27 protein-coding genes are annotated in these 22224 nt (G+C 36.6%); 14 read left to right on the top strand and 13 right to left on the bottom strand.

The window, feature by feature from the left end:
* Positions 1-480: 480 nt before the first annotated feature.
* Positions 481-1476: an NAD(P)/FAD-dependent oxidoreductase gene (locus JMM81_RS16715; RefSeq protein ID WP_256242699.1), complete on the bottom strand. Its 996-nt coding sequence runs from the start codon at positions 1474-1476 to the stop codon at positions 481-483.
* Between the two features lie 379 nt (positions 1477-1855).
* Between JMM81_RS16715 and JMM81_RS16710 the strand changes: the two genes are divergently transcribed.
* The 3 genes from JMM81_RS16710 to JMM81_RS16700 all read left to right on the top strand — a co-directional run bounded on the left by JMM81_RS16710 (position 1856) and on the right by JMM81_RS16700 (position 4528).
* The gene (locus tag JMM81_RS16710; protein ID WP_256242698.1) at positions 1856-3061 is read left to right on the top strand and encodes an NAD(P)/FAD-dependent oxidoreductase; all 1206 of its coding nucleotides are present in this window, start codon (positions 1856-1858) and stop codon (positions 3059-3061) included.
* Positions 3062-3353: 292 nt separating this feature from the next.
* Entirely contained in the window at positions 3354-3677 is a 324-nt protein-coding gene (locus JMM81_RS16705) for a YuiB family protein (RefSeq protein ID WP_256242697.1), read from the top strand.
* A gap of 149 nt (positions 3678-3826) precedes the next feature.
* Positions 3827-4528 carry a 3D domain-containing protein gene (locus JMM81_RS16700; protein ID WP_256242696.1) on the top strand — a complete coding sequence of 234 codons (702 nt, stop codon included), beginning with the start codon at positions 3827-3829 and terminating at the stop codon, positions 4526-4528.
* Between the two features lie 143 nt (positions 4529-4671).
* Here the strand turns inward: JMM81_RS16700 and JMM81_RS16695 are convergent, their stop codons facing one another.
* Positions 4672-5148, bottom strand: a complete 477-nt coding sequence (locus tag JMM81_RS16695; RefSeq protein WP_256242695.1) for a divergent PAP2 family protein — start codon at positions 5146-5148, stop codon at positions 4672-4674.
* Positions 5149-5305: 157 nt separating this feature from the next.
* Here JMM81_RS16695 and JMM81_RS16690 point away from each other — a divergent pair, with 157 nt between their 5' ends.
* A complete protein-coding gene (locus JMM81_RS16690) occupies positions 5306-6811 on the top strand; it encodes a leucyl aminopeptidase (protein WP_256242694.1) in 1506 nt (501 codons plus the stop codon).
* Between the two features lie 38 nt (positions 6812-6849).
* On the opposite strand, the gene JMM81_RS16685 is transcribed toward JMM81_RS16690, so the two are convergent.
* The gene (locus tag JMM81_RS16685; RefSeq protein WP_256242693.1) at positions 6850-7113 is read right to left on the bottom strand and encodes a DUF1450 domain-containing protein; all 264 of its coding nucleotides are present in this window, start codon (positions 7111-7113) and stop codon (positions 6850-6852) included.
* Between the two features lie 249 nt (positions 7114-7362).
* On the opposite strand from JMM81_RS16685, the gene JMM81_RS16680 reads away from it, so the two are divergent.
* Positions 7363-7557, top strand: coding sequence for a hypothetical protein (locus JMM81_RS16680; protein WP_256242692.1), 195 nt, complete (start codon positions 7363-7365; stop codon positions 7555-7557).
* Positions 7558-7683: 126 nt separating this feature from the next.
* Here JMM81_RS16680 and JMM81_RS16675 read toward each other — a convergent pair whose 3' ends face one another.
* Complete coding sequence (locus tag JMM81_RS16675; RefSeq protein ID WP_256242691.1) at positions 7684-7962, bottom strand: YuzC family spore coat inner layer protein; 279 nt, start codon at positions 7960-7962, stop codon at positions 7684-7686.
* Between the two features lie 315 nt (positions 7963-8277).
* On the opposite strand from JMM81_RS16675, the gene JMM81_RS16670 reads away from it, so the two are divergent.
* A complete protein-coding gene (locus tag JMM81_RS16670) occupies positions 8278-8658 on the top strand; it encodes a hotdog fold thioesterase (protein WP_256242690.1) in 381 nt (126 codons plus the stop codon).
* 74 nt (positions 8659-8732) lie between these two features.
* Here the strand turns inward: JMM81_RS16670 and mnhG are convergent, their stop codons facing one another.
* The 7 genes from mnhG to JMM81_RS16635 are packed head-to-tail and all read right to left on the bottom strand — an operon-like array spanning position 8733 to position 14505.
* On the bottom strand, positions 8733-9113 hold the full coding sequence (gene mnhG, locus JMM81_RS16665) for a monovalent cation/H(+) antiporter subunit G (protein ID WP_256242726.1): 381 nt from the start codon (positions 9111-9113) through the stop codon (positions 8733-8735).
* Positions 9094-9333, bottom strand: a complete 240-nt coding sequence (locus JMM81_RS16660; protein ID WP_375162406.1) for a Na(+)/H(+) antiporter subunit F1 — start codon at positions 9331-9333, stop codon at positions 9094-9096. The genes mnhG and JMM81_RS16660 overlap by 20 nt, the downstream gene beginning before the upstream one ends.
* Before the next feature lie 47 nt (positions 9334-9380).
* On the bottom strand, positions 9381-9857 hold the full coding sequence (locus tag JMM81_RS16655; protein WP_256242688.1) for a Na+/H+ antiporter subunit E: 477 nt from the start codon (positions 9855-9857) through the stop codon (positions 9381-9383).
* A 2-nt stretch (positions 9858-9859) separates the two neighbouring features.
* Positions 9860-11344 carry a Na+/H+ antiporter subunit D gene (locus JMM81_RS16650; protein WP_256242687.1) on the bottom strand — a complete coding sequence of 495 codons (1485 nt, stop codon included), beginning with the start codon at positions 11342-11344 and terminating at the stop codon, positions 9860-9862.
* Positions 11337-11678 (bottom strand): Na(+)/H(+) antiporter subunit C, encoded by a 342-nt coding sequence (locus tag JMM81_RS16645; RefSeq protein WP_256242686.1) that lies wholly within the window; start codon positions 11676-11678, stop codon positions 11337-11339. Before JMM81_RS16645 ends, JMM81_RS16650 begins: the two co-directional genes overlap by 8 nt.
* Positions 11678-12103 carry a Na(+)/H(+) antiporter subunit B gene (locus JMM81_RS16640; protein ID WP_256242685.1) on the bottom strand — a complete coding sequence of 142 codons (426 nt, stop codon included), beginning with the start codon at positions 12101-12103 and terminating at the stop codon, positions 11678-11680. The genes JMM81_RS16645 and JMM81_RS16640 overlap by 1 nt, the downstream gene beginning before the upstream one ends.
* Entirely contained in the window at positions 12100-14505 is a 2406-nt protein-coding gene (locus JMM81_RS16635) for a Na+/H+ antiporter subunit A (protein WP_256242684.1), read from the bottom strand. Before JMM81_RS16635 ends, JMM81_RS16640 begins: the two co-directional genes overlap by 4 nt.
* A gap of 387 nt (positions 14506-14892) precedes the next feature.
* Here JMM81_RS16635 and JMM81_RS16630 point away from each other — a divergent pair, with 387 nt between their 5' ends.
* Together JMM81_RS16630 and kapD are read left to right on the top strand one after the other, a co-directional pair.
* Positions 14893-15123, top strand: a complete 231-nt coding sequence (locus JMM81_RS16630; protein WP_256242683.1) for a hypothetical protein — start codon at positions 14893-14895, stop codon at positions 15121-15123.
* 351 nt (positions 15124-15474) lie between these two features.
* Positions 15475-16095: a 3'-5' exonuclease KapD gene (gene kapD, locus JMM81_RS16625; protein WP_256242682.1), complete on the top strand. Its 621-nt coding sequence runs from the start codon at positions 15475-15477 to the stop codon at positions 16093-16095.
* 49 nt (positions 16096-16144) lie between these two features.
* Here the strand turns inward: kapD and kapB are convergent, their stop codons facing one another.
* Entirely contained in the window at positions 16145-16528 is a 384-nt protein-coding gene (gene kapB / locus JMM81_RS16620; RefSeq protein WP_256242681.1) for a kinase-associated lipoprotein KapB, read from the bottom strand.
* Positions 16529-16756: 228 nt separating this feature from the next.
* Between kapB and JMM81_RS16615 the strand changes: the two genes are divergently transcribed.
* The 6 genes from JMM81_RS16615 to JMM81_RS16590 all read left to right on the top strand — a co-directional run bounded on the left by JMM81_RS16615 (position 16757) and on the right by JMM81_RS16590 (position 21731).
* Positions 16757-16963, top strand: coding sequence for a hypothetical protein (locus JMM81_RS16615; protein WP_256242680.1), 207 nt, complete (start codon positions 16757-16759; stop codon positions 16961-16963).
* A 113-nt stretch (positions 16964-17076) separates the two neighbouring features.
* Positions 17077-17589, top strand: a complete 513-nt coding sequence (locus tag JMM81_RS16610) for a superoxide dismutase family protein (protein WP_256242679.1) — start codon at positions 17077-17079, stop codon at positions 17587-17589.
* Positions 17590-17827: 238 nt separating this feature from the next.
* Positions 17828-18328: an Lrp/AsnC family transcriptional regulator gene (locus JMM81_RS16605; protein WP_256242678.1), complete on the top strand. Its 501-nt coding sequence runs from the start codon at positions 17828-17830 to the stop codon at positions 18326-18328.
* Positions 18328-19509 carry an aminotransferase gene (locus JMM81_RS16600; RefSeq protein ID WP_256242677.1) on the top strand — a complete coding sequence of 394 codons (1182 nt, stop codon included), beginning with the start codon at positions 18328-18330 and terminating at the stop codon, positions 19507-19509. Before JMM81_RS16605 ends, JMM81_RS16600 begins: the two co-directional genes overlap by 1 nt.
* A gap of 403 nt (positions 19510-19912) precedes the next feature.
* Positions 19913-20326 carry a S1 domain-containing post-transcriptional regulator GSP13 gene (gene yugI, locus JMM81_RS16595; RefSeq protein WP_256242676.1) on the top strand — a complete coding sequence of 138 codons (414 nt, stop codon included), beginning with the start codon at positions 19913-19915 and terminating at the stop codon, positions 20324-20326.
* A gap of 190 nt (positions 20327-20516) precedes the next feature.
* On the top strand, positions 20517-21731 hold the full coding sequence (locus JMM81_RS16590) for an ornithine--oxo-acid transaminase (RefSeq protein ID WP_375162404.1): 1215 nt from the start codon (positions 20517-20519) through the stop codon (positions 21729-21731).
* Between the two features lie 57 nt (positions 21732-21788).
* Here the strand turns inward: JMM81_RS16590 and JMM81_RS16585 are convergent, their stop codons facing one another.
* On the bottom strand, positions 21789-22022 hold the full coding sequence (locus JMM81_RS16585) for a DUF378 domain-containing protein (protein ID WP_256242675.1): 234 nt from the start codon (positions 22020-22022) through the stop codon (positions 21789-21791).
* Between the last annotated feature and the right edge of the window lie 202 nt (positions 22023-22224).

Here is a 22224-nt window from a genome sequence, read left to right as displayed (position 1 = left end):
CTCAACTATTTTTCACTATTTTACCCCACTCTTAACGGGCAGTAAAATCCCCACCTCAAGATTCAGGGTATAACAAAGAAGATAAGTGGGAGATTAACTGCTCGTAAAGGTCCGATAAGTGCGATAAGGTCTTTTCTAAGAGCTTCAACTCTTAAAAAAGCCAATCAGGCTCCGCGTGACTAATCATCAGTGGGGATGAAGAAAAACCCCCACTGATGGAAGTCTGCTTTATATGAAAAACATTCAAGTTTCTGAGAACTGAAAGGGTTTCTCGACAATTTAGAAAAAAGCTGACTTTTGAAGTTAGCTTTTTTAGCAGGAAGCGCACAAAGGTTCTTTTTTATTTGGCTGTGTTAAAGATTATAGTTGATAAATGTCCTTTGGTGTATGTGCCCATGTGTTTGATTCAGTATGAATCACTTAATGGACGCGTATACCAAAGGACATTTGACCATCAACATGATTATTTAACGCAGCCTTTTATTTAAACAGATCTGAGCTGTGCGGTACATGTTTTTTTGCAGTTGGATCCACATATAATTTAGCTTGGGTGATGGCAACAGGGGCTTCACCAAAGCCGCTGGCAATTAATTTTATTTTTCCATCATATGTGCAAATATCTCCGCACGCATAAATTCCTGGAATATTTGTTTCTTGTTTAGAATTGACAACAATCGAATTCTTTTCGATTTCTAAGCCCCACTCTTTAATGGGACCTAGTGATGAAACAAATCCATAGTTGACAATGACATCATCGACATCAATGGCAACTTTTTCTTCTGTTTTCACTTCACTAATTAAGACTTGTGTAATTCTATTTTCATCACTGATTAATTCAGCCGGTACATAAGGTGTTTTAATATCAACTTTCGAATTTTGTAGATTTTCGACACTATGTTCATGGGCACGGAATTTATTACGTCTGTGGACGATTGTTACTTTCTCTGCAATTGGTTCAAGCATTAAAGCCCAGTCAACTGCGGAATCGCCACCGCCAAAAACAATGACTGTTTTACCGGCAAACTTATTTAAGTCATCAATAAAGTAATGAAGGTTCCTGTTTTTAAATTGTTCAGCATTTTCAATTTCAAGTCTGCGCGGTTGGAAAGCACCATTTCCAGCCGTAATAATGAGTGATTTAGAGTAATGAATCTCTTCAGTCGTTGTTAATTTGAATATTCCGTCTTCTTGTTTTTCAATTTTTTCAACGGACTGTTCAAGAGTAACTGCTTGATCAAACTTAGACATTTGTTCCTTTAAGTTATCAATGAGTTCTTTTGCCCGTACTTTTGGGAAACCAGCAACATCATATATATACTTTTCAGGATACAGCGCAGATAATTGACCTCCTAATTGTGGTAAGCTTTCAATGATCTTAACAGAAGCCTGCCTCATACCGCCATAAAAAGCAGTAAATAATCCAATCGGTCCTCCACCTATTATGGTAATATCATAAACTTTTTGATCTTTTTTCAACTCATAAAACCCCCCTTTATACTGCGTATATATACTCAATATAATAACGTGAATATTGAATTTCCAATATTTTTGAATTTTTAAAAAATATACATTTTAAAATAAAGTTATTATTATAATCTATGATTTAAACGATTTTAATATGAGACGATAAATGAAGAAAACTAGAAGTTTTCTATACAAAACAAATATAGTTTATAAAGGGATATTAGAAAAATAAGAAGAGTTTTTAAAGGTTTTGTGAACTTTATCATTTTAGTAATATAATTTATAAAGAAAACCATCACAAAATTTAAAATCTGACGCTTTTTACATTAAAATAGAAATACAGTGAAATCAAACAACAAGAGACGATGGAACGATCCAAAGGAGGGTTAAGTTGAAAAAGCCAAAAATAGTAATTCTTGGGGCCGGTTTTGGTGGACTAATGACTATTGTGACATTGCAGAAAGAACTTGGTGCAGGTGAAGCGGATATTATATTAGTTAATAAACATGACTATCATTACCAAAGAACATGGTTGCACCAAGCTGCTGCAGGTAATTTACATCCTAACCGAGTTCGTTTTGATATTAAAAAGATCATTGATCATGATAAAGTACAATTTATTCAAGATACGGTCATTCAAATTAGAAGAGAAGAGAAAAAAGTTATTTTAGAAGAGAATGAAATTTCCTATGACTACTTGGTTATGGCTTTAGGTGGTCAGCAAGAAACACTTGGAGTAAAAGGGATAAAGGAAAATACTCTCTCCATTTCAAGCATCAACGCGGCAAGAAGAATTAGCAACCATATTGAAAGTCAATTTGCTTCCTATCAAAAAGGTGATGAGAAATTAACGATTGTAGTTGGTGGGGCCGGTCTGACCGGAATGGAATTCCTGGGTGAACTAACGGATCGAATCCCGAAGCTTTGTCGTCAATATCGTGTAGGTAAAGAGAAAGTGAAGCTTATTTGTATCCAATCCTCTTACGCTCTTTCAGATTTTGATCGCAGCCTTTCGGAGTATGCGGTATCCTATTTAGAAGGAAAAGGGGTCCAATTTATATTTGGGATACGCATTAAGGAATGTACGCCAGATGGTGTGCTTATTGGTAAAAAAGATGAAGAACAGGTCAAGGAAGTAAAAGCAGGAACCGTTATTTGGGCTGGAGGAGTACGCGGGAATTCCATCATTGAAGGTTCAGGAATTGAAACAATGAAAGGTCGCGTAAAAGTAGAGCCTGATTTAAGAGCACCAGAGAGTGATAACCTCTTCATTATAGGCGACTGTTCTTTAGTAATAGATGAAAAAAAGGGAACTCCTTACTCGCCAACAGCTCAAATTGCTTTACAGCAAGGGATTACTTGTGCGAGAAATATTGTTTCTCTTATCCATAACGAAACAGAACTTGAGACGTTTGTTCCCCATATTAGAGGGATTATTTGTTCGTTAGGAAAAGAAAGTGCAGTCGGCACTGTCTATGGTAAGAATATAACGGGGGCGAAGGCACTTTTTATGAAGAAGATGATTGATAATCGTGCCCTTTACATGATTGGTGGATCCTCACTAATATTAAAAAAAGGTAGATTTAAGCTAATATAATGGATCTAAGGGGGGATAAGTTTTTTGTCCTCTTTTTGATGACTGTATTGGAAAAAATCTCGCTACATATTTTTATTTTTTTGCTTTGTTCATGTAATGATCATTTCCTAAAAAACGGATTTTGATGTATGTGAGCATGTGTTTTATTCCGCGAATAACTGAATGCTCGCATAAAACAAAGGTTTTTAAAGCAACAACAACCATAATAATAGAGATTAGTGTTCTAAAATTTTGACGACTTTTGTAACATTCAGTACACTTATAGTGTTGGACAGGGGAGGGGGAGTTCTAGATGCAAATGAATATTGTAGTGTTGGTCATATCGATGCTCCTATTTTTTGTGTTATTTTTTGGAATTGGTTTTATTCTTAATATGTTATTACGAATGTCTTGGATTATGGCTATTATTTATCCAATTATTGCGATCTTTATTGTAGATGAGGTCCGATTTGTTGAATATTTTACAAATAGTAGACCATCCTTTTCAGATCTTTTTTCACGATTATCAAATTTAGCTATGGCTGATATTTTAATTTTAGCTTGCGGTTGGGGGGGATCGATTGTGGCAGGCGTCACGATTAAAGCACTCCGCAAAAAAGGATACCAAATGTTTTAACAAAGAACCTTCGCATATGCGGAGGTTTTTAATCATAGTAGAATGTGTGAGTCGCTTTTTAAAAAAATTTCTTACTTCCTCTTTTTACTATTCATGCATAATTTTCTTCACCAAAGGAAATGAATAGTTTTGGGAGGAATGAATGATAGATGAAAAGATTGAAAAAGATTACCACTCGTTTTGCAATGTCTATTTTATTTATGGCCGCTCTTATGACAACATTTCAGTCCATATCTGGGGTGGAAGTAAAATCTGTAATAACTAGTATTTATAAAAATATAAAGCAAGATTCTGATCATTCTTATCTTAATCATACGGTGAAGTCAAGTGGAGTTGCATTTGAATCTATCCAACGTATGGTAAATGCAGTAGTAGAACCAACTGAAGCAGTGGCAGCAGAATTGCCAACACTTGAAAATGAATTTGATTGGTCAAAATATCCGATTCATAAAGTCTTGGCTACCGGCTATACAGCAGGATATGAATCAACTGGAAAAGATCCGAATCACCCTGAATACGGGATTACTTATTCGGGTGTAGTAGTGAAAAGGGATTTATATTCGACAGTAGCGGCTGACTTAAATGTATTTCCAATTGGAACGATTCTCTTTATTCCTGGTTATGGGTTTGGTGTTGTTGCCGATAAGGGTGGTGCCATAAAAGGAAATCGAGTGGATCTTTATTATGAAACAGTCGACGATGTATATAACGAATGGGGAAAAAAGGAACTTGATGTATATGTGATCCAAATGGGCGACGGTACCTTAACAGAAAGTGAATTGAAGGTGTTAAATGAAGCCGAATCCATGCAAGTATTCCGCCAACAATATATGAAAACAGAACGGAAATAATGTATAAAGGCTTCCTACACTTCATTTTCTAATGAATATTTGAAGAAGGAGTACTCTTGCAAAATTGATAGATATTAAGAAAGCAAATCCTCTAAAAGGATTTGCTTTCTTAATGATTCGCTTGGTTATATCTCATGTTGTTATCACTGGAAGAAATAGTGTAAAACTAACGTTAGGATGATGCCGGTTAAGCCACCAAAAAATACTTCGATCGGTTTATGGCCAAGAAGCTCTTTTAACTCCTTCTGTTTTTCATGCTGAGGTTTTTGCTGCCAGCTCATGGCATCTTCAAAAAGTTTATTAAAGTCTGCAACCAATTGATTAAGAACGATGGCTTGTTCTCCGGCCTGTCTTCTGACCCCTGATGCATCAAACATTGTAATAATGGCGAATACGGCTGAGACGGCAAATAGAGGCGAATGTAAGCCTGTTTCAAGGGCGACCCCTGTTGACAAGGCTGTAACTGCTGCTGAGTGGGAGCTTGGCATGCCGCCTGTACTTGTAAGCAATGACCAGTCGAGCTTTTTTGTGGCAATAAACTGAATGGGGACTTTAACAAATTGGGCAAAAAAGATCGCTGCCAATGAAGCCCAAAGCGGAAAATTATCTAACAAATTCATGTTTAGTTTGACCTTCCTATTGTTATTTTAAATGTTTTGTATGTTTTATTTTAGCAATATGCTGCGAGATTTGCTAGTAATTATAAGATAATACAAAGGTCGAAATCTTATTCTTTCTTAGGCTATAATGATGATATGAAATGAAGGAGGTAATACGATGTTTTCTGTTCATAAAGAAAAGCCGTTTGCAGTGGCACATGAAAGCTTGATTATTGGATTGTTTGACAAGCCTCTCAAATTTGCTGGCGATCTATTTCCCGTCGATAAAGCTTTTTCTGGTGGATTGACTGAATTAGTGAAAAGCGGTGACATATCAGCTCGGAAAAACAGTATTTCTAAAATACATACATTTGGTCAACTGGCTAGTAAACGCCTTTATTTTGTTGGACTTGGCAAAGAAAAGAACTACTCATTTGAGGTACTTCGTGAAGCATATGGAGCTGTTTTTAAAACGATAAAAAAGGAAAAACTTGAAGAGACTTCTATTTATTTAGATTCGTTTACTACCGAAAACATTGATGCGTTGGATGCTGCACATGCGTTAAGTGAAGCATTTGTTTTATCAACCTATCAATTTGAAGGGTATAAACAAAAATCAAATGAACCGGAAAAAAGAATTGATCATCTTGCCGTTTATTCTGAAGAGGTTGATGAAGAAGAAATCATGGCTTCATTAACAGTTGGTGATGCATATGGAAAAGGGACCAATTCTGCCCGTACGCTTGTGAACCTTCCTGGAAATTTACTTACTGCAACCGATATGGCGTATTATGCAAAAGAATTAGGGGCCAAATATGATTTTGAGGTTGAAATTTTAGAAAAAGAAGAGATGTTAAAGCTTGGTATGGGAGCGTTATTAGCGGTTAATCAAGGGTCAAGTGAGCTACCGAAAATGATTGTTTTAAAGTATCAGGGAAAAGATGAATGGAAAGATGTCATTGGTCTAGTAGGAAAAGGGATTACCTTTGATACAGGCGGATACTCAATCAAGACGAAGGCTGGAATTGTCGGAATGAAAACCGATATGGGAGGTGCAGCGTCTGTCCTTGGGGCAATGGAAATCATTGGGGAGTTGAAACCAGAACAAAATGTGGTTGCTGTTATCCCATCTACTGATAATATGATTAGCGGGCAAGCCTTTAAACCTGATGATGTCATTACATCAATGAGTGGTAAAACCATCGAAGTCTTGAACACCGATGCAGAAGGTCGGCTTGTCCTTGCAGATGCGGTTACATATGCAAAGCATCACGGAGCGAACTATCTTGTGGATATTGCGACATTAACAGGCGGGATCATTACGGCACTTGGCACGGAAACAACGGGTGCCATGACAAATAATGAGGAATGGTTTGAACAAGTACTGGAAGCTTCTTTTGAGGCAGGGGAGCCAATATGGCGTTTGCCGATTTTTGAACGTGATAAAGAGCGAGTAAGGAATAGTCCAATTGCTGATTTGAACAACTCTCCAGGTAGTGAAGGGCACGCAATTATGGCTGGTGCGTTTATCGGAGAATTTGCTGAAGATACTCCATGGGTTCATCTTGACATTGCAGGGACAGCGACGACTAAAAAGGTGAGCAATCTAGGACCATCAGGTGCAACCGGCGTAATGACTAGAACATTAGCTTTGCTTGTTGAGCGGTTTGAAACAAACAAATAATAGGAAGAAGGGGGAGGAGCTAATTTTCCTCCTTTTCTTTATATAAGCTTTAGCTTGTCTATAAGTTCCTTCGAATTTTCTGCACTAACTATTTCTCCATTTACTTTTGCATAAGGTTTCGCTGCACATAGTTCACACTCACTTAAGCATGTATATTCTTTCATGGAAACATGTTCACTATTGATAAATGTTTGAAAAAGAGGAATGGATTCTTTATCTATAAATTTATCAAGATTATTTTGACAAAATTCAATTTTTCTTTTTTTATCTTTTTTAAGTATTTTTTGGAGCAATCCATTCATAGGTAAACACCTCCAGCTGCAATCACTTTAACTATATCAGTTAAATAGATGATGTAGTCAAGGAAAGTGACTTTTCTTATAATATTTATTCATGTTTTTAGAAAGTGACTTTTTATTACGCTGCATAGCTAGGGCCTTTTTTAGGTAATGCGACTAAATCTTTTAGCGTAGGTTAGACGCTTGCCCACTCGAAATGGTTCTTGCTTGCATATGAAGTAGTATGCAGGATAAATAAGGAGGTAAATCCGAGTGTATAGATATAGAAATTCTCATCAAGATCAACGAGTATTCTTTGCGGCTCCGTTTGTCGGTGGATTATTGGGAGGGTTTTTAGGCGGAGCATTGACGAATCTGCGTCCACGTCCGTACCTGTATCCATATCCACCAGTTTATTATCAACCATATCCAATGTATCCACCATATTACGGTAGTCCCTATTACTAAAAAACTCTCATATTGAGAGTTTTTTTTAGTAATTTTCCTTTCTTTAATAAATTTTGGATATAATGGTTGAAAATCATAGATAACATGAAAGGAGAAATTCAAAAGAAATAAACCTTATATTCTTCTTTAAGGCATAGCCCAGCGGACTTTTAGAATGAGATGACAGCAGTCGATATTATTTGGTTTATCAGTAAAGGTTATAATTAAGCCATTTGGCGTGTAGGAAACTTCTGAAATTTTTTCTATTCCGGTTGATTTGATCAATTCATTTACTTTATCATGTTTAGATTCCTGCGCAGCATTCATGATATCCAATGAAAGTTGTTGTGAATGGGCTAACTTTTCCAAAATCAAATCTGCATTCTTTAGTAATCCTTTCGTTTGTCGTGCTGAATTCATAAACATAGTGGGGTCAACTTTGGGAACATTGCGGTATGGAGAGTAGGCTGGGTAATAGGGATTAGTGGGATAGGCATGTTGATAATGAATGTGAGGGGGATAGTAATGGTGTGAAGCTAGATTATAGGGGTACATACTTCTTCACCCTTTCACGTTTTTATTTATTCCTTTTTACTATATGAATGATACTGCCTTTCCTATGTTTAATAAAGATTTAAAGACGTTACAAGAGGTGTAAAATAGCTTGGCGTGGAAATAGAATATATAGAAAGGATATACGGTTACTCTTTATTATAAGTGTTATGGGGAGGGGATGATCAGATGAATCTAGAAAAGACGTTACTCCATTCCTTGGGGATTGAATTAATCAAAATCGAAGAGGGAAGAGTAGTGGCCACCATGCCGGTGGATGACAGAACACGTCAACCATTTGGACTCTTACATGGTGGTGCAAGCGTAGCCTTAGCTGAAACGGTTGCGAGCGTAGGTGCTTTTGAAATGATTGATAAAGAAACAGAAGCGACCGTAGGACTCGAGATTAATGCCAACCATGTGAAGGGAAAAAGAGATGGAATCGTGACAGCTGTTGGTGAAGTGATCCATAGAGGGAGAACGACGATGGTATGGGAAATTAAAATTAAGGATGAAAGGGATCAATTAATCTGTATTTCACGCTGTACAATAGGAATTATTACTAAATAAAGATCTATCGTTAATCAAATGAAGGATACATAGCAAAAGACCAGATAGAGGTTAATAGTCTATCTGGTCTTTTATTACTTACTAAGTTTCATTCGTTTAGGTTTACTATTCTGCTGCATCTCTTTTTTTAGATCATCTTGTACACTTTTGTCCCATAATTTAACTCCTGAGTTATAAGCGGCTCTATTAATAAGATGTCCCGCCACAGGAGAAGTAATAAAGAGGAACACCATCGCAAGAATCAATCTTGCATTGAAATGTCCAACCTCAACGTAGTAATAGAGGAAGGTTGCAAGTAAAATGGATACAATACCAAGTGTTGCTGCTTTAGATGCTGCATGGTTTCTTGTATATACATCAGGAAGTCTAAGTACACCAACTGCAGATACCAAATTTAAAAATGCCCCAACAATAATCAGAATGACAACGACTACTCTAACGATTTCTTCGATCATGTTCAACGATAACCCCCTTTTCAAGATATTTTGAAAAGGTTACTGTACCAATAAAAGCAAGAATGGCAACTAGTAAAATGATATCGAGAAAGGCACTCGTTTTTAACATAATGGATACGAGCGCAATAATGGCGACAAGGTTAATTCCGATTGCATCAAGGGCGATGACACGGTCCGGCATAGTTGGTCCTTTAATGACTCTATAAATTAAGCAAACCATGGCAATTGCTATAACTAGGAGAGCGATGTTCACAACTATTTCCAACATTATCGACTCACCTCCTTGATTAGCCTCTCAAATGAATTCTTAATGTCATTAATCGATTCTTCGACATCAGGAATATCCATCGCATGTATATATAAAATTTTATTATCATCAGATACTTTAATAACGAGCGTACCAGGTGTTAAGGTAATCATACTCGATAAAACAAGTATTTCCCATTCTTTTGTCACCTCGATAGGTAAGGCAAAAATACCAGGCTTCATATCGAATTTTGGTTTTAACACGATCTTTAAAATGGCAACATTAGAAAGAATAACTTCTTTTATAAAAACCAGCAGCAAATGAATGATCGCGAACACTGGTTTTAAATAAAATCGTGCTGAAAAGAAACGTCTAAAAACAAAAATGATAATCAACCCTGTTAAAAAACCATAAAAAAATGTGATTGGATCATATGAATTTTTTAAAAACATCCAAGTAAAAGCTAAGAAAAAATTTAATGAAATTTGAAATGCCATCCTCACCACTCCTTTATTACGGCATCAATGTAGATGTCAGGGTTTAATAGAGTATCGGTAGCTTGTGAGATATAAGGATAGATCGTCTCAGAACCTACACCCATTAAAACAGATAATATAACCAGTATGATCGGTGCGATTAATAACGTTTTCACTGGAACCTTATCTTCTCCTTGATAAGAACGTGGAGTACCCCAAAAGCCGTTAATAAAAATTTTCATGATGGAAAATAAAATGAGCAAGCTAGATAGTAGGACAATGACGGCACCCCAGTAAAATCCTTCGCTAAATCCACCTTGGATAATTAATAGTTTTCCAAAAAAACCGCTCAATGGTGGAATACCAGCTAGAGAAACAGCTGCAAGAAAAAAGGTCCACGCTAGCCCAGGATAGCGTTTAATTAATCCACTAAATTGATTTAAATCACTTGTTCCCGTAATTTTGATTATAATCCCAATGAGTAAGAACAATGCTGCTTTTATAATCATATCGTGAACAATATAATAAATACTTCCTGAAAGGGAGTCTGGTGACATCACCGCAAAACCGAACAATATGACACCGACAGCAGCAATAATATTATAAATAACGATTTTCTTTATATCCGAATAGGCAATTGCTCCAATAACTCCGAATACAATCGTTAATAATGCTAGTACACTAAGAACTTGGTGAGTAAACCCTTGATCCTGATGAAAGAAAAGGCTGTACGTTCTCATAATTGAATAGACACCGACTTTTGTCAGTAGGGCACCAAATAAAGCCATAACAGGAGCTGGTGGAGCATAATAGGAACCCGGAAGCCAGAAAAATAATGGGAAGATTGCCCCTTTTAAGCCAAATACAATTAAGAACATTATGGCAATCGTGGTGATAATTCCCGTTTGTCCAGCTTCACTAATCCGACTTGAGATATGTGCCATATTCAATGAACCAATAACGGAATAAAGGTAACCAACGGCAACAACAAAGAGCGCAGATGAAATGACATTGACAAGAATGTATTTAATCGTTTCTCGTAATTGTATTTTCGTGCCTCCAAGTACAAGTAATACATAAGATGACATGAGCATCACTTCGAAGAAGACAAATAGGTTGAAAATATCTCCTGTTGTGAAGGCCCCATTTACTCCTACGATCAAAAATTGCACGAGTGCATAGTAGTAAAACTTTTCCCTATCCTTTCCAATACTAGAAAAGGAGTGAATGATACAAGCAAAAGCAACAATGCTTGTTGTCAACACAAGTAGGGCAGAAAGCATATCTGAAACAAGTGTGATACCAAAAGGTGCTTCCCAACTACCTAGATTAAGGGTTTGAACCCCGTCTAGATGTACCTTTTGGACTAATAATACTGAGATGATGACTGTTACAAGTGATGAAAGAGCGGAAACCCAACGCTGAGCGGTTATATGCCGAGCGAGAAAGAGCAAAAGGATTCCCGTCAATAAAGGGACTATTATCGGTAGTATTAAAAAATTAATCATTTCCTTCTGTTCCTCTCAATCGTTCAGTATTGTCTGTCCCAAGCTCTTGATAGGTTCGATAAGCAAGAACAAGGAAAAAGGCGGTAACGCCGAAACTTATAACAATAGCCGTTAAGATTAGCGCTTGTGGAATAGGATCGGCATAGGAGGAAGCCTGTTCACCTAAAAGTGGAGCTGCTCCTTTTTTTAAGCCACCCATCGTTAGAAGTAACAAATGGGCGCCATGGCTTAATAGTCCCGTACCAACAATGATACGTAAAAGACTTTTTGAAAGCATTAAATAAGTGGCTGACATGAATAACACGCCAATGACAATAGCCATTAAAATCTCCATTATTCACCATCCTCCCCTATCGTTTGAATAATGGTCATCGTCACACCAATAACAACAAAATAAACACCTAAATCAAACAGTGTTGCCGTATGGAGTGAAGTATCTCCTAAGATAGGTAAATCGACATGACCAAATGCATGAGTTAAAAACGGAACATTGAAAAACAGTGCACCTGCGGCTGTTCCGACCGCAAACAATAAGCCAATCGCTGTTAAAATTTTATAATCAATCGGTAAAATCTTTTTAATGGTTCTCATATCAAACGCCAGCATTAATAAGACAAGTGCACCTGACGTCATAAGGCCGCCAATAAATCCTCCTCCTGGCTCATAATGACCAGCGAAAAACATATGAACCGAGAAAAGAATAATGATAAACAGAACGATTTTTGTGCAGGCTTGTAGAATAATATCATTTGTTTTCATCGTTCTTTCCTCCCTGCCAGACGAAGTCTAATCATTGAGAAAATCCCAATGGCCGCGATAGCTAGTACAGTAATTTCAAACATTGTATCAAAACCACGGAAATCAACAAGGATGACATTAACCATGTTTTTTCCAGCAGCTTCTGTATACGTATTTTCAACATAGTACTGAGAGATCGAATCAAATAATTTATTGCTATGTGCGGATAGAGCAATAAGCGTGACCATCGTACCGACTCCAATTGAAATGAGTAAATTCGTTAATTTAAAACGAATTCTTTCCTCGTTTCGTTTTTTCGGTAAGTGGTAGAAACAAAGCAAGAACAAGGCAACCGAAACAGTCTCAATAACAAGCTGGGTTAAGGCCAAATCGGGAGCACGGAATAGGACATAAAAGAGTGAAACGGTATATCCAACAGCACCTAATAAAATAATAGATGTTAAGCGAGATTTTGCGAACAAAATAGCGATACATCCAATTACAATTAACAACGACAGCAACACTTCATAGACGCCAATAGGTGCTAAATTAGTCGTATTTACTGTAAAGGCATCCTTAACAGCAAGTGTTGTTGCTAAGATGACAGTGAAAAAGGCGAATATATAGATAAGATAGGAGCGAATAGATCCATTCATATACATATTCGTAAAAGTATGTGACAAACGCTGAGATGACTCGATTAGGCCATTGTATAAACGATTGAATGCCAATTTTTCAGGGAAAATGTTGTAAACCTGTTTCCATTTCTCCCTTGTAAGGAAAAGAATCGTTCCTAGTGCCACTACACCAATGGTCATGAAAAGTTCAATTGTAAATCCATGCCAAGCAGAGATGTGAACATGGAATGTTTCTGTCCCCGAAAGGAGACTTGGCAAGATTGATGCCATAGCTGGCGCAATGATTGACTCTGACAACAAGTCAGGAAAGAAGAAAATAATAATCACTAAGGAAGCTAAAATAATCGGTGAAATCAGCATTCCTAATGGTGCTTCATGTGGTTTCTTCTCCAGTTTTTCTGGTTGATATTTTCCTGTGAATGGTTTAAATACAAGAACCATGCTATAGACGAATGTGAAGATACTAGCAATCCATGCAATGATTGGGAAAAGGATTCCCCAAGTCTCTAAATTGAATAGACCCATTTCCTGTACACGAACCATTCCAGTGAAAAACATTTCTTTACTTAAAAATCCATTAAAAGGCGGTAATCCAGCCATTGAAAAAGCGCCAATGATAGAAAGCGTAAAAGTAATCGGCATAAAGGTCATTAAACCGCCTAGCTTTCGTATATCTCGTGTACCTGTTTCATGGTCAATAATCCCAACGACCATAAATAAACTACCTTTAAATGTAGCGTGATTAAATAGGTGAAAGATCGCAGCTGTTGTAGCAACTGTGAAATAGCTATCAGGGATCGATTCAAAATGTAAAGCAGCAGATCCAACACCAAGCAAGGACATAATCATACCAAGTTGGCTTACTGTTGAAAACGCAAGAATACTTTTTAAATCGGTTTGTTTTACAGCATTAAAAGAACCCCAGAATAGTGTCAAGAGTCCAACACCAGAAACAAGCCAAAACCATACTGGACTTTCCCCAAAAAATGGAGTGAATCTGGCAACTAAGTAGATTCCTGCTTTTACCATTGTTGCCGAGTGTAAATAGGCACTGACAGGAGTAGGTGCTTCCATTGCATCAGGTAACCAAATATGAAATGGGAATTGAGCAGATTTTGTAAAGGCACCCAATAAAATGAATATCATAGCAGGAATAAACAGGTAATGTTCGAAAAGTTCAGGTGATACTAAACTGATGATTTCTGATAGTCTATATGTACCTGTCATTAAATAGAGAAGAATGATTCCCCCAAGCATACATAAGCCACCAAACACGGTAATCAGCATTGATTTTTGTGCCCCATAACGTGACTTTTCCCGGTCGTACCAAAATCCAATTAAGAAGAAAGATGAGAAGCTAGTTAATTCCCAAAATAAATAGAGCACAATTAAGTTGTCGGATAAAACTACTCCTAGCATTGCACCCATAAATAGTAATAAATAGGTGTAAAAGGTGTTTAGCTTTTCTTTATTTTTTCCTAAATAATAAATGGAATAGAGTACGACAAGTGAACCGATTCCAGTGATTAGGAGGGTGAATAATAGACCAAGTCCATCCACTTTTACGGTAAAATCAATTCCTAAAGAGGGAATCCATGTGAGAGTTTCACTTGTTACTTGATTTTCTCTTGTGTTGGATAGAAAGGATAGAAAATAACTAAACAACAGAATGGGCAATGGCAGGATAAACCAACCTGTGTGGATCTTGCGAAAATACTTATAAACAATTGGCACCATTATCGCAAAGATAAATGGTGAAACAATAGCCCAGTGTAGCAGAGACAAAACAAAACCTCCTTATATTTAATCATTTTTCTTGAAATAGCGACCCAAAAAGGTATGGAATAATATTTAAGGGCACTTTAGAAAAGATTATAACCTAAAATAAGTCCATTTGCATGTGACCTAATCGTTTGAAAAGAGTAATATTACTTTTTTTATAAATAGGTAGAAATATGAATAATGTTCATAAAAAATTTTTTTTTATGAACAAAAAAATTCATTATTAGCAGTCTTATTATTCCATTTCTTGTAGTATTTATGTTAGTTGTATTTACTTTTAGGAAAACCGCTAGATTCATTGATTACTCTTCACTTAATTGTTATATCAAAAATATTTTGTAGTATATTTTTTCGTTTTTTTCATCATCCTAATAATGGTGGTGATGAAAATTGAAGAAAAAAATAGGAACGACTATTGGGATTTTTCTCTTGTTATTTTCAGGAGCTTGGATGCTAGATCAAACAGAAGAAACGCCATTAGGTTCCACAGAAAATATAGTGAATGTAGAAAATACGCCAGGGCTTATGAATGTTACAAATGATTCTCAAATAGAACGCATGAATAGAGAGCCGTTTGTGAAGTTTCAACCACGTGAATATATTCGTATTGAACAAAGATAACCAAAAAAGGGGATTGTCCCATAAGATGTCTGACATCTTATGGGACAATCCCCTTTTTTAATAGGCTATATTAATGGTGACTGTTGATAAAATGATCTTTGGTGTATGTGACCATGTGTTTGATTCGGTATGAATCACTTAATGGATGCGTACACGAAAAGGCCATTAGAATATCAACACGATTGCTTCACATAGCCTTTTGATAAAAGGTCTAGTAATTTCTATTTCACTTAATTTTAGAAGAATGAGAATACAGAAAAATAAAAAAATAATTTGATTTATGGTATAATTAAGGAAGAAATTTGCATTTTTTTTAACTTTGAAATGAAGTAAAAAGAAGGTGGTGGAGGGTTGGCAGACGATCAGCAATATTTGTTTATTGATTTTGAATTTACTATGCCGGAAAGAGGGAGAAGGACAAAAGGATTTTATCCGGAAATTATTGAAGCGGGAATTGTCTCTGTTATCAATAACCAGATTTATGAGAAGTACTCCTCCTTTGTAATGCCTTTAAGATTTCCAGTCTTATCAAATCGTTGCAAGTCGTTCCTACATATTCGTCAGGAACAGATCGAACAAGGTATAAGTTTTTATGAGTTAATCAATAAATTTTCCATCCTAACAAAAGGTTTTAAAAATACTGTGGTGACTTGGGGAAATATGGATATGAAAGTGTTGCGCCATAATTGTGAACAGGCTGCTGTAGCACTACCATTTCGGGCAAAGGAATTAGATTTGTCGATGGAATACAAGCGGTTTTTCGGGGATCAAAATCAAACAGGGTTATGGAAAGCTGTGCAGGAGTACGGTAGAGTTGGAGTTGGAAAGCATCATCGTGCGCTAGATGACGCGCTCACTACCTATCATATTTTTAAACTAGTAGAAAAGGATAAGCGATATTTGCATAATCCAGAACAAACAACCATTGGTGACCGAGTTGATCTGTCACAACTATTTAATAAGTTTGCCTAAAAAGCCAAATCATATACGTTGATTTGGCTTTTTGTTTGTTTTCAGGTACCTATTTTTTAAAATACTCAACTTCTAACGTTTCAATATTTTTAAGGCTTCGTGCAGCCCATAAAGAGGAATCCAGCGTTAGTTCTTCCTTCAATATTTGAATGGCAATTTTTAATGATGATTCATAATCAGGTAAGGTTTCATCAAAAGGTTTGACCATCTTTTTGGGGATATTTGCTTGTTCTCGGTATGAAAGAGCTTTTCGTTCATGGAAAAAGGGTACGTCTACATCCTTAGGATGATGCAAATCACCTTGCATCGGGTGTTTCATGACCGCAAGTACTCTGACTAAAAAATGTTCAGGACGAATATCGGTAATTTCACCGATATATTTACCTGTTTTATAGATAGCGGTTACTGTATCGCCTACTTGCAATGAATCCAAATCGTTCATCCTCCTATTGTTTGTATTGTAAGTTTATTATGACTCACAAAAGAGGAAAAACAAAATAAAAAGCAAATAGAGAAATGGTTGAAATAAATAAATGAAGGAATCGTATTGCACAAAAATAAATCAGAAAATTAGGATCATACAAAAAAAACTGATATAATAAAGAAAATTCTATTTTTCTTAATCTTATAAAAAACTTCATATGAGAAAGGGTAGAAGCACATGTTTTTTTCGTATGTTCTGTTCTCTTTTATGTATTTTCCAGAAGATAAATCGGAGTATATTCCAGCTGTCATTAACCTTGTCATATTTTCTGTTTTGGCTTATCTTGCTATGAGGTTTTTCATGAGAATTTCGAAACGAGAAGAAAAGAAGGCAAAGGAATTAGAAGAACAATTAAAGGTAAAGACTCAGGAAAAGAACAGTTAACTGTAAATCTGTTCTTTTTTATATGGATTTTTATCCAAAAAGTCTCATAAATCGTTTAAATTCATAGCAGTTCGTTAAGACTAAATACAAATTGTCTTACGGAGGGTATATAAATGAAAAAAATAGGCTTTTTGATTTCGTTTTTCTTTCTGGCTGGTTGCGCGGAACAGGAAGTAACGAAATTAGATGTAGAAATGTTTAATGCTTCCGGGGATTCTCTTGGAAACATCACGTTAACAGAACAAGCAAGTGGTGTAAAAGCGGATGTTAATTTAAGTGGGTTGCCTGCAGGGGAGCATGCGATCCATATTCATGATAAAGCATCTTGCAAAGCACCTGACTTCAAATCAGCTGGGGATCATTTAAACCCAGATGACAAAGAGCATGGACTGCTTCATCCAGAAGGACCACATGCCGGTGACCTGCCGAATTTAATTGTCGAGGATGATGGAAAAGCAACGGCGGAATTAATGGCAGCACAAGTGACGTTAAAAGAAGGGAAGGCATCATTATTACCTAAGGAGGGGACTTCGATCGTGATCCACGATGGAAAAGACGACGGAATGTCCCAACCGGCGGGAGATGCAGGGGATCGAATTGCTTGTGGTGAAATCAAGGAAAAATAAACAATTATTAAAAAAGGAAGCAGTTGCAAAACTGCTTCCTTTTTTAATAAAAATGAATAAAGCTTTTTATCTTAAGATTCAAATTTGCTCCCTTTGCTAAAATAAAAGGAGATAAAAAAATTAGAATGATATTAATTTAATTTTTTGTGTAGTTTAAGAAGAAAATAAGAAAATAACAGAAATATTCTTCGGAATTTTGCTATAATAGAACTATTTTAAAACATTTGGGGGTTTTTCCATGAAATTAACGGAAAAGGAAATGGAAATTGTAGAAATTCTGGAAAAAGATGCACGCTTATCTGTTGAAGATGTTGCTAAAATGATTAGCTTAAACGTTGACGAAACAGGAGAAATGATCAAAAAGCTTGAGGATAATAAAATTATTGTAAGGTATATTTCAATCATTGATTGGACGAAGATAGATGGGTATTCAGGCGTTAGAGCCATGATTGATGTAAAAGTTACGCCGAAAAGAGGCGTCGGTTTCGAAGAGGTTGCAGAACGGATCTATCGTTTTAAAGAGGTTAATTCTGTTTATTTAATGTCAGGTGCATATGATTTATCGGTGATTATTGAAGGAGAATCGATGAATGATGTGGCACGCTTTGTATCACAAAAGCTTTCAACACTTGATTCTGTTATATCGACAACAACCCATTTTATCTTAAATAAATATAAGCATGATGGAATTGTCTTTGAACCAGAAAATAAAGATAAACGAATTGTGGTGTCACCATAATGCGAGGAACAAAGAAATCTTACTTATCAAAGACCGTTGAGGAGTTAAAACCATCAGGGATTCGCCGCTTCTTTGATCTTGCCGCTGGAATGGAGGGGGTCATATCTCTAGGTGTGGGCGAACCTGACTTTGTCACATCATGGGGGGTAAGAGAAGCAGCGATCAACTCGCTTGAACAAGGCTATACATCTTACACGGCCAATGCTGGTTTACTGGAATTGCGGGAAGAAATATCGTCTTATATGAGCAGACAATTTAAGGCTGAGTATTCTCCGGAAGAAGAAATTATTGTAACAGTTGGTGCGAGCCAGGCAATTGATATTGCAATGAGGGCGATTGTAGATCCAGGTGATGAAGTCATTGTTATTGAACCATGCTTTGTTTCTTATACGCCAATGGTAAATTTAGCTGGTGGTGTTGCAGTCCAAGTTCAAACGCTAAAGGAAAATGATTTCAAAATTCTACCTAGTCAGATAGAAGAAGTGATTACAGAAAAGACAAAAGTACTTATGTTATGCTCTCCAAATAATCCGACCGGTTCTATGTTGAACAAAAAGGAATTGGAAGAACTAGCTACTATAGCCAAGAAATATGATTTGCTTGTGATCACTGATGAGATTTATGGTGAGCTTGTTTATGATGAAGAGTATACAAGTCTGGCAGCTATTTCAGATATGAAAGAAAGAACCATCTTAATTTCAGGCTTTTCAAAAGGATTTGCGATGACGGGGTGGCGTCTTGGTTTCGTCTGTGCACCTTCAGTGATCTCTAACGCGATGTTAAAGATTCATCAATATGCAATGATGTGTGCACCAACAACGGCTCAATATGCGGCAGTAGAGGCTCTTAGAAATGGGCGTTCAGATGTCGAGGAAATGGTTAAGAGTTATCGCCGTCGTCGAAATTATATTGTACAGTCTTTAAACGAAATGGGCCTAACGTGCCATATACCGGGTGGAGCGTTTTATGCTTTCCCTTCTATTGAATCAACAGGACTAAGTTCACAGCAATTTGCTGAACAGTTACTAGTACAAGAAGGTGTTGCTGTTGTGCCAGGAGATGTATTCGGAGAGAGTGGAGAAGGGCATATACGCTGTTCTTACGCGACTTCTTTAGAACAACTTCAAGAGGCAATGAAAAGGATAAAAAGATTTATAGAGAATTTACGGAAAAATAATTAATTGAGGTTGATCTTTTAAGAAAAGTTTTAAAGTAAAGGCTTTGTTCATGATTCATGTTGACATATTGCCTTTGGAGTATGTGGATATGTGTTTTATTCGAATGAAAAACGTAGTGCACGTGTACTTCAAAGGCAATAAGAACATTGACAAAGCCAAAATAAAAAGGACAGCCGGAAAGGCTGTCTAAAAACAAAAGGGGGGAATATTAGTCTTACATTGTAAGTCTTTCCAATTTCACCTTATTTTATTCCTCTCCACACATAAATTTTTGAGTTTTAACAAAGAATAGGTAATAACCGTACTATGCTTATTTAAAATTTTTTTGATTTTTACCTCTTACTATGGTATAATTTTTAATTGCGTATAATCAGGATAAAAATATAGATAAATTAGGAGTGTTTCCATGGCAGAGAAGTTGGAAGTTGGAAGTATATTAACAGGTAAAGTTACAGGAATTCAGGCATACGGAGCATTTGTTGCATTAGATGAACAGCATCAAGGTCTTGTTCATATTTCTGAAATTACACACGGATTTGTGAAAGATATTAATGAACATCTTAAGGTTGGCGATGAAGTACAAGTAAAAGTTTTGTCAATTGATGAAAAAGCTGGAAAAATTGGTTTATCTATCCGTGCAACAGAAGAAGCGCCTGCTCAAGTTGCAGATGCAAAGGTAAAGAAACCGCGTAATACTAATAAGCGTCAAGCTGCTGCTCCGGTTCACACTGAATCAGAACAAGGCTTCAATACATTAAAAGATAAGCTTCAAGAGTGGATTGATCAATCAGCAGAACGTGACAATTTAATTAAAAAATAATTTATTAAGAAGCATAGGCCATGCATATAATGGTCTATGCTTCTTTTTTTGATTCTTTTCCTTTTCTTCCCCATGCATTAATGTCTACTTACTCAAAGGCATTTAAAGCATCAACAATATTGTTTAACAAAGCCTATTTCAAAAGTATAACTTGCCTTCGGAACGGAAAGAAGGAAATGGAGGTTGACTGATGGAAAATACAAAGTCGAGTAAGATCATTGAGCAAACCAATAAATATGGAGCTAATAATTATCATCCATTGCCGGTTGTTATTTCTAATGCAAAGGGAGTCTGGGTTGAAGATCTAGAAGGGAATCAATATATGGATATGCTAAGCGCTTATTCAGCTGTCAATCAAGGACATTGTCATCCGAAAATTATTGAATCTCTAAAAGATCAAGCCGATCGAGTTACTTTAACCTCGCGGGCTTTTCAAAATGATCAGCTTGGGCCGTGGTATCAAGAAATTAGTCAACTGACAAATAAAGAAATGTCTTTACCGATGAATACAGGTGCTGAAGCGATTGAAACTGCTTTTAAAGCAGCAAGGCGGTGGGCGTATGATCGAAAAGGAGTGTCAGAAAACCAGGCTGAAATTATTGCTTGTACTGGAAACTTTCATGGTCGGACCATGACGGCTGTTTCCCTATCATCCGAAGAAGAATATCAACGGGGATTTGGTCCCCTGCTACCAGGCATCAAGCTTATTCCTTATGGAGATGTAGACGCTCTGGAAAAAGCAATAACCCCAAATACAGCAGCTTTCATCTTTGAACCGATTCAAGGAGAAGCAGGAATCATCATTCCTCCAGCAGGTTTTTTGAAAGAGGCGTATGAACGGTGCAAGCAACATCAAGTTTTATTTATGGCAGATGAGATTCAAGTAGGTTTAGGTCGGACAGGAAAAATGTTTGCTTGTGAGTGGGAGGATATTGAACCAGATGTATATATATTAGGAAAAGCTCTAGGCGGTGGTGTATTTCCCATCTCCTGTGTGGCGGCAAATAAAGATATTTTAGGTGTATTTAACCCAGGCTCACACGGTTCTACTTTTGGGGGAAATCCGCTCGCGTGTGCGGTTTCGGTAGCAGCACTACATGTTATTCAAGAGGAAAAGCTCGTGGAGCGTTCACATGAACTCGGTGACTATTTTTTAAATGAGTTGAAAAAGATAACCCATTCAAAAATAAAGGAAATTCGCGGTCGAGGGCTATTTATTGGCATGGAGCTTACAAAATCCGCTCGTCCATATTGTGAAGAATTAAAAGAAGAAGGGGTATTATGCAAAGAAACCCATGACAAGGTAATTCGTTTTGCACCCCCGCTTATTATTACAAAAGAACAGATCGATTGGGCAGTAGAAAAAATAAAAAGAGTCTTCAACTCTAGAAAAGGCAGTGCATAGAATGCGCTGCCTTTTCCTTGTCAGGAAGGATCTACCCTTCCTGACCGGTTCAGTTTATTATCTTGTTGGACGTGTTTCAGGTGATCTTTCGATTCCTTCATTTTGTCTAAATAGAAGTCCTAAATTAATTAGACCAGCAATCCCAACTAGACTATAGATAATTCTTGAAAGGATCGAATCTTGTCCCCCAAAAATGGATGCGACAAGATCAAACTGAAAGAATCCAATGAGTCCCCAATTAATCGCCCCAATAATTGTAATAAATAGTGCAACACGTTGAATACCACTCATACCAACTAGCCTCCTTAAAAATTAAGTACATCATTAGAATGGTTCTATTAGAAAGAATTATTCACTTTGTGGTAAAATACCAATATTTTTCACATAGAAAGGTGATTTTTCCAACAAGTAATGATCATGGATTTTATCCCACTCTTACTGCCCGTAAAGGTCCGATAAGCGCTACTAACCATCAGTGGGGATGAAGAAAAAC

It is taken from the genome of Bacillus sp. V3B, assembly GCF_024494465.1.
In the GTDB taxonomy this organism is placed as follows: domain Bacteria; phylum Bacillota; class Bacilli; order Bacillales; family Cytobacillaceae; genus Bacillus_BD.
Note: the sequence above shows the minus strand (reverse complement) of the source record. Positions and strands in the feature narration are given on the sequence as shown.

Bases quoted from the DNA above. Each gene is read 5' to 3' on its own strand.
- JMM81_RS16685 (WP_256242693.1), bottom strand. From the start codon at position 7,113: ATGAATGGATTGCTCCAAAAAATACTTAAAAAAGATAAAAAAAGAAAA.
- JMM81_RS16615 (WP_256242680.1), top strand. From the start codon at position 16,757: ATGTTTTTTTCGTATGTTCTGTTCTCTTTTATGTATTTTCCAGAAGAT.
- JMM81_RS16705 (WP_256242697.1), top strand. From the start codon at position 3,354: ATGCAAATGAATATTGTAGTGTTGGTCATATCGATGCTCCTATTTTTT.
- mnhG (WP_256242726.1), bottom strand. From the start codon at position 9,113: ATGATCGAAGAAATCGTTAGAGTAGTCGTTGTCATTCTGATTATTGTT.
- JMM81_RS16585 (WP_256242675.1), bottom strand. From the start codon at position 22,022: ATGAGTGGTATTCAACGTGTTGCACTATTTATTACAATTATTGGGGCG.
- JMM81_RS16660 (WP_375162406.1), bottom strand. From the start codon at position 9,333: ATGGTTTGCTTAATTTATAGAGTCATTAAAGGACCAACTATGCCGGAC.
- JMM81_RS16600 (WP_256242677.1), top strand. From the start codon at position 18,328: ATGCGAGGAACAAAGAAATCTTACTTATCAAAGACCGTTGAGGAGTTA.
- JMM81_RS16655 (WP_256242688.1), bottom strand. From the start codon at position 9,857: ATGGCATTTCAAATTTCATTAAATTTTTTCTTAGCTTTTACTTGGATG.
- JMM81_RS16610 (WP_256242679.1), top strand. From the start codon at position 17,077: ATGAAAAAAATAGGCTTTTTGATTTCGTTTTTCTTTCTGGCTGGTTGC.
- JMM81_RS16695 (WP_256242695.1), bottom strand. From the start codon at position 5,148: ATGAATTTGTTAGATAATTTTCCGCTTTGGGCTTCATTGGCAGCGATC.
- JMM81_RS16700 (WP_256242696.1), top strand. From the start codon at position 3,827: ATGAAAAGATTGAAAAAGATTACCACTCGTTTTGCAATGTCTATTTTA.
- JMM81_RS16640 (WP_256242685.1), bottom strand. From the start codon at position 12,103: ATGAAAACAAATGATATTATTCTACAAGCCTGCACAAAAATCGTTCTG.
- JMM81_RS16645 (WP_256242686.1), bottom strand. From the start codon at position 11,678: ATGGAGATTTTAATGGCTATTGTCATTGGCGTGTTATTCATGTCAGCC.
- JMM81_RS16650 (WP_256242687.1), bottom strand. From the start codon at position 11,344: ATGATTAATTTTTTAATACTACCGATAATAGTCCCTTTATTGACGGGA.
- JMM81_RS16590 (WP_375162404.1), top strand. From the start codon at position 20,517: ATGGAAAATACAAAGTCGAGTAAGATCATTGAGCAAACCAATAAATAT.
- JMM81_RS16690 (WP_256242694.1), top strand. From the start codon at position 5,306: ATGTTTTCTGTTCATAAAGAAAAGCCGTTTGCAGTGGCACATGAAAGC.
- yugI (WP_256242676.1), top strand. From the start codon at position 19,913: ATGGCAGAGAAGTTGGAAGTTGGAAGTATATTAACAGGTAAAGTTACA.
- JMM81_RS16675 (WP_256242691.1), bottom strand. From the start codon at position 7,962: ATGTTTATGAATTCAGCACGACAAACGAAAGGATTACTAAAGAATGCA.
- JMM81_RS16605 (WP_256242678.1), top strand. From the start codon at position 17,828: ATGAAATTAACGGAAAAGGAAATGGAAATTGTAGAAATTCTGGAAAAA.
- JMM81_RS16670 (WP_256242690.1), top strand. From the start codon at position 8,278: ATGAATCTAGAAAAGACGTTACTCCATTCCTTGGGGATTGAATTAATC.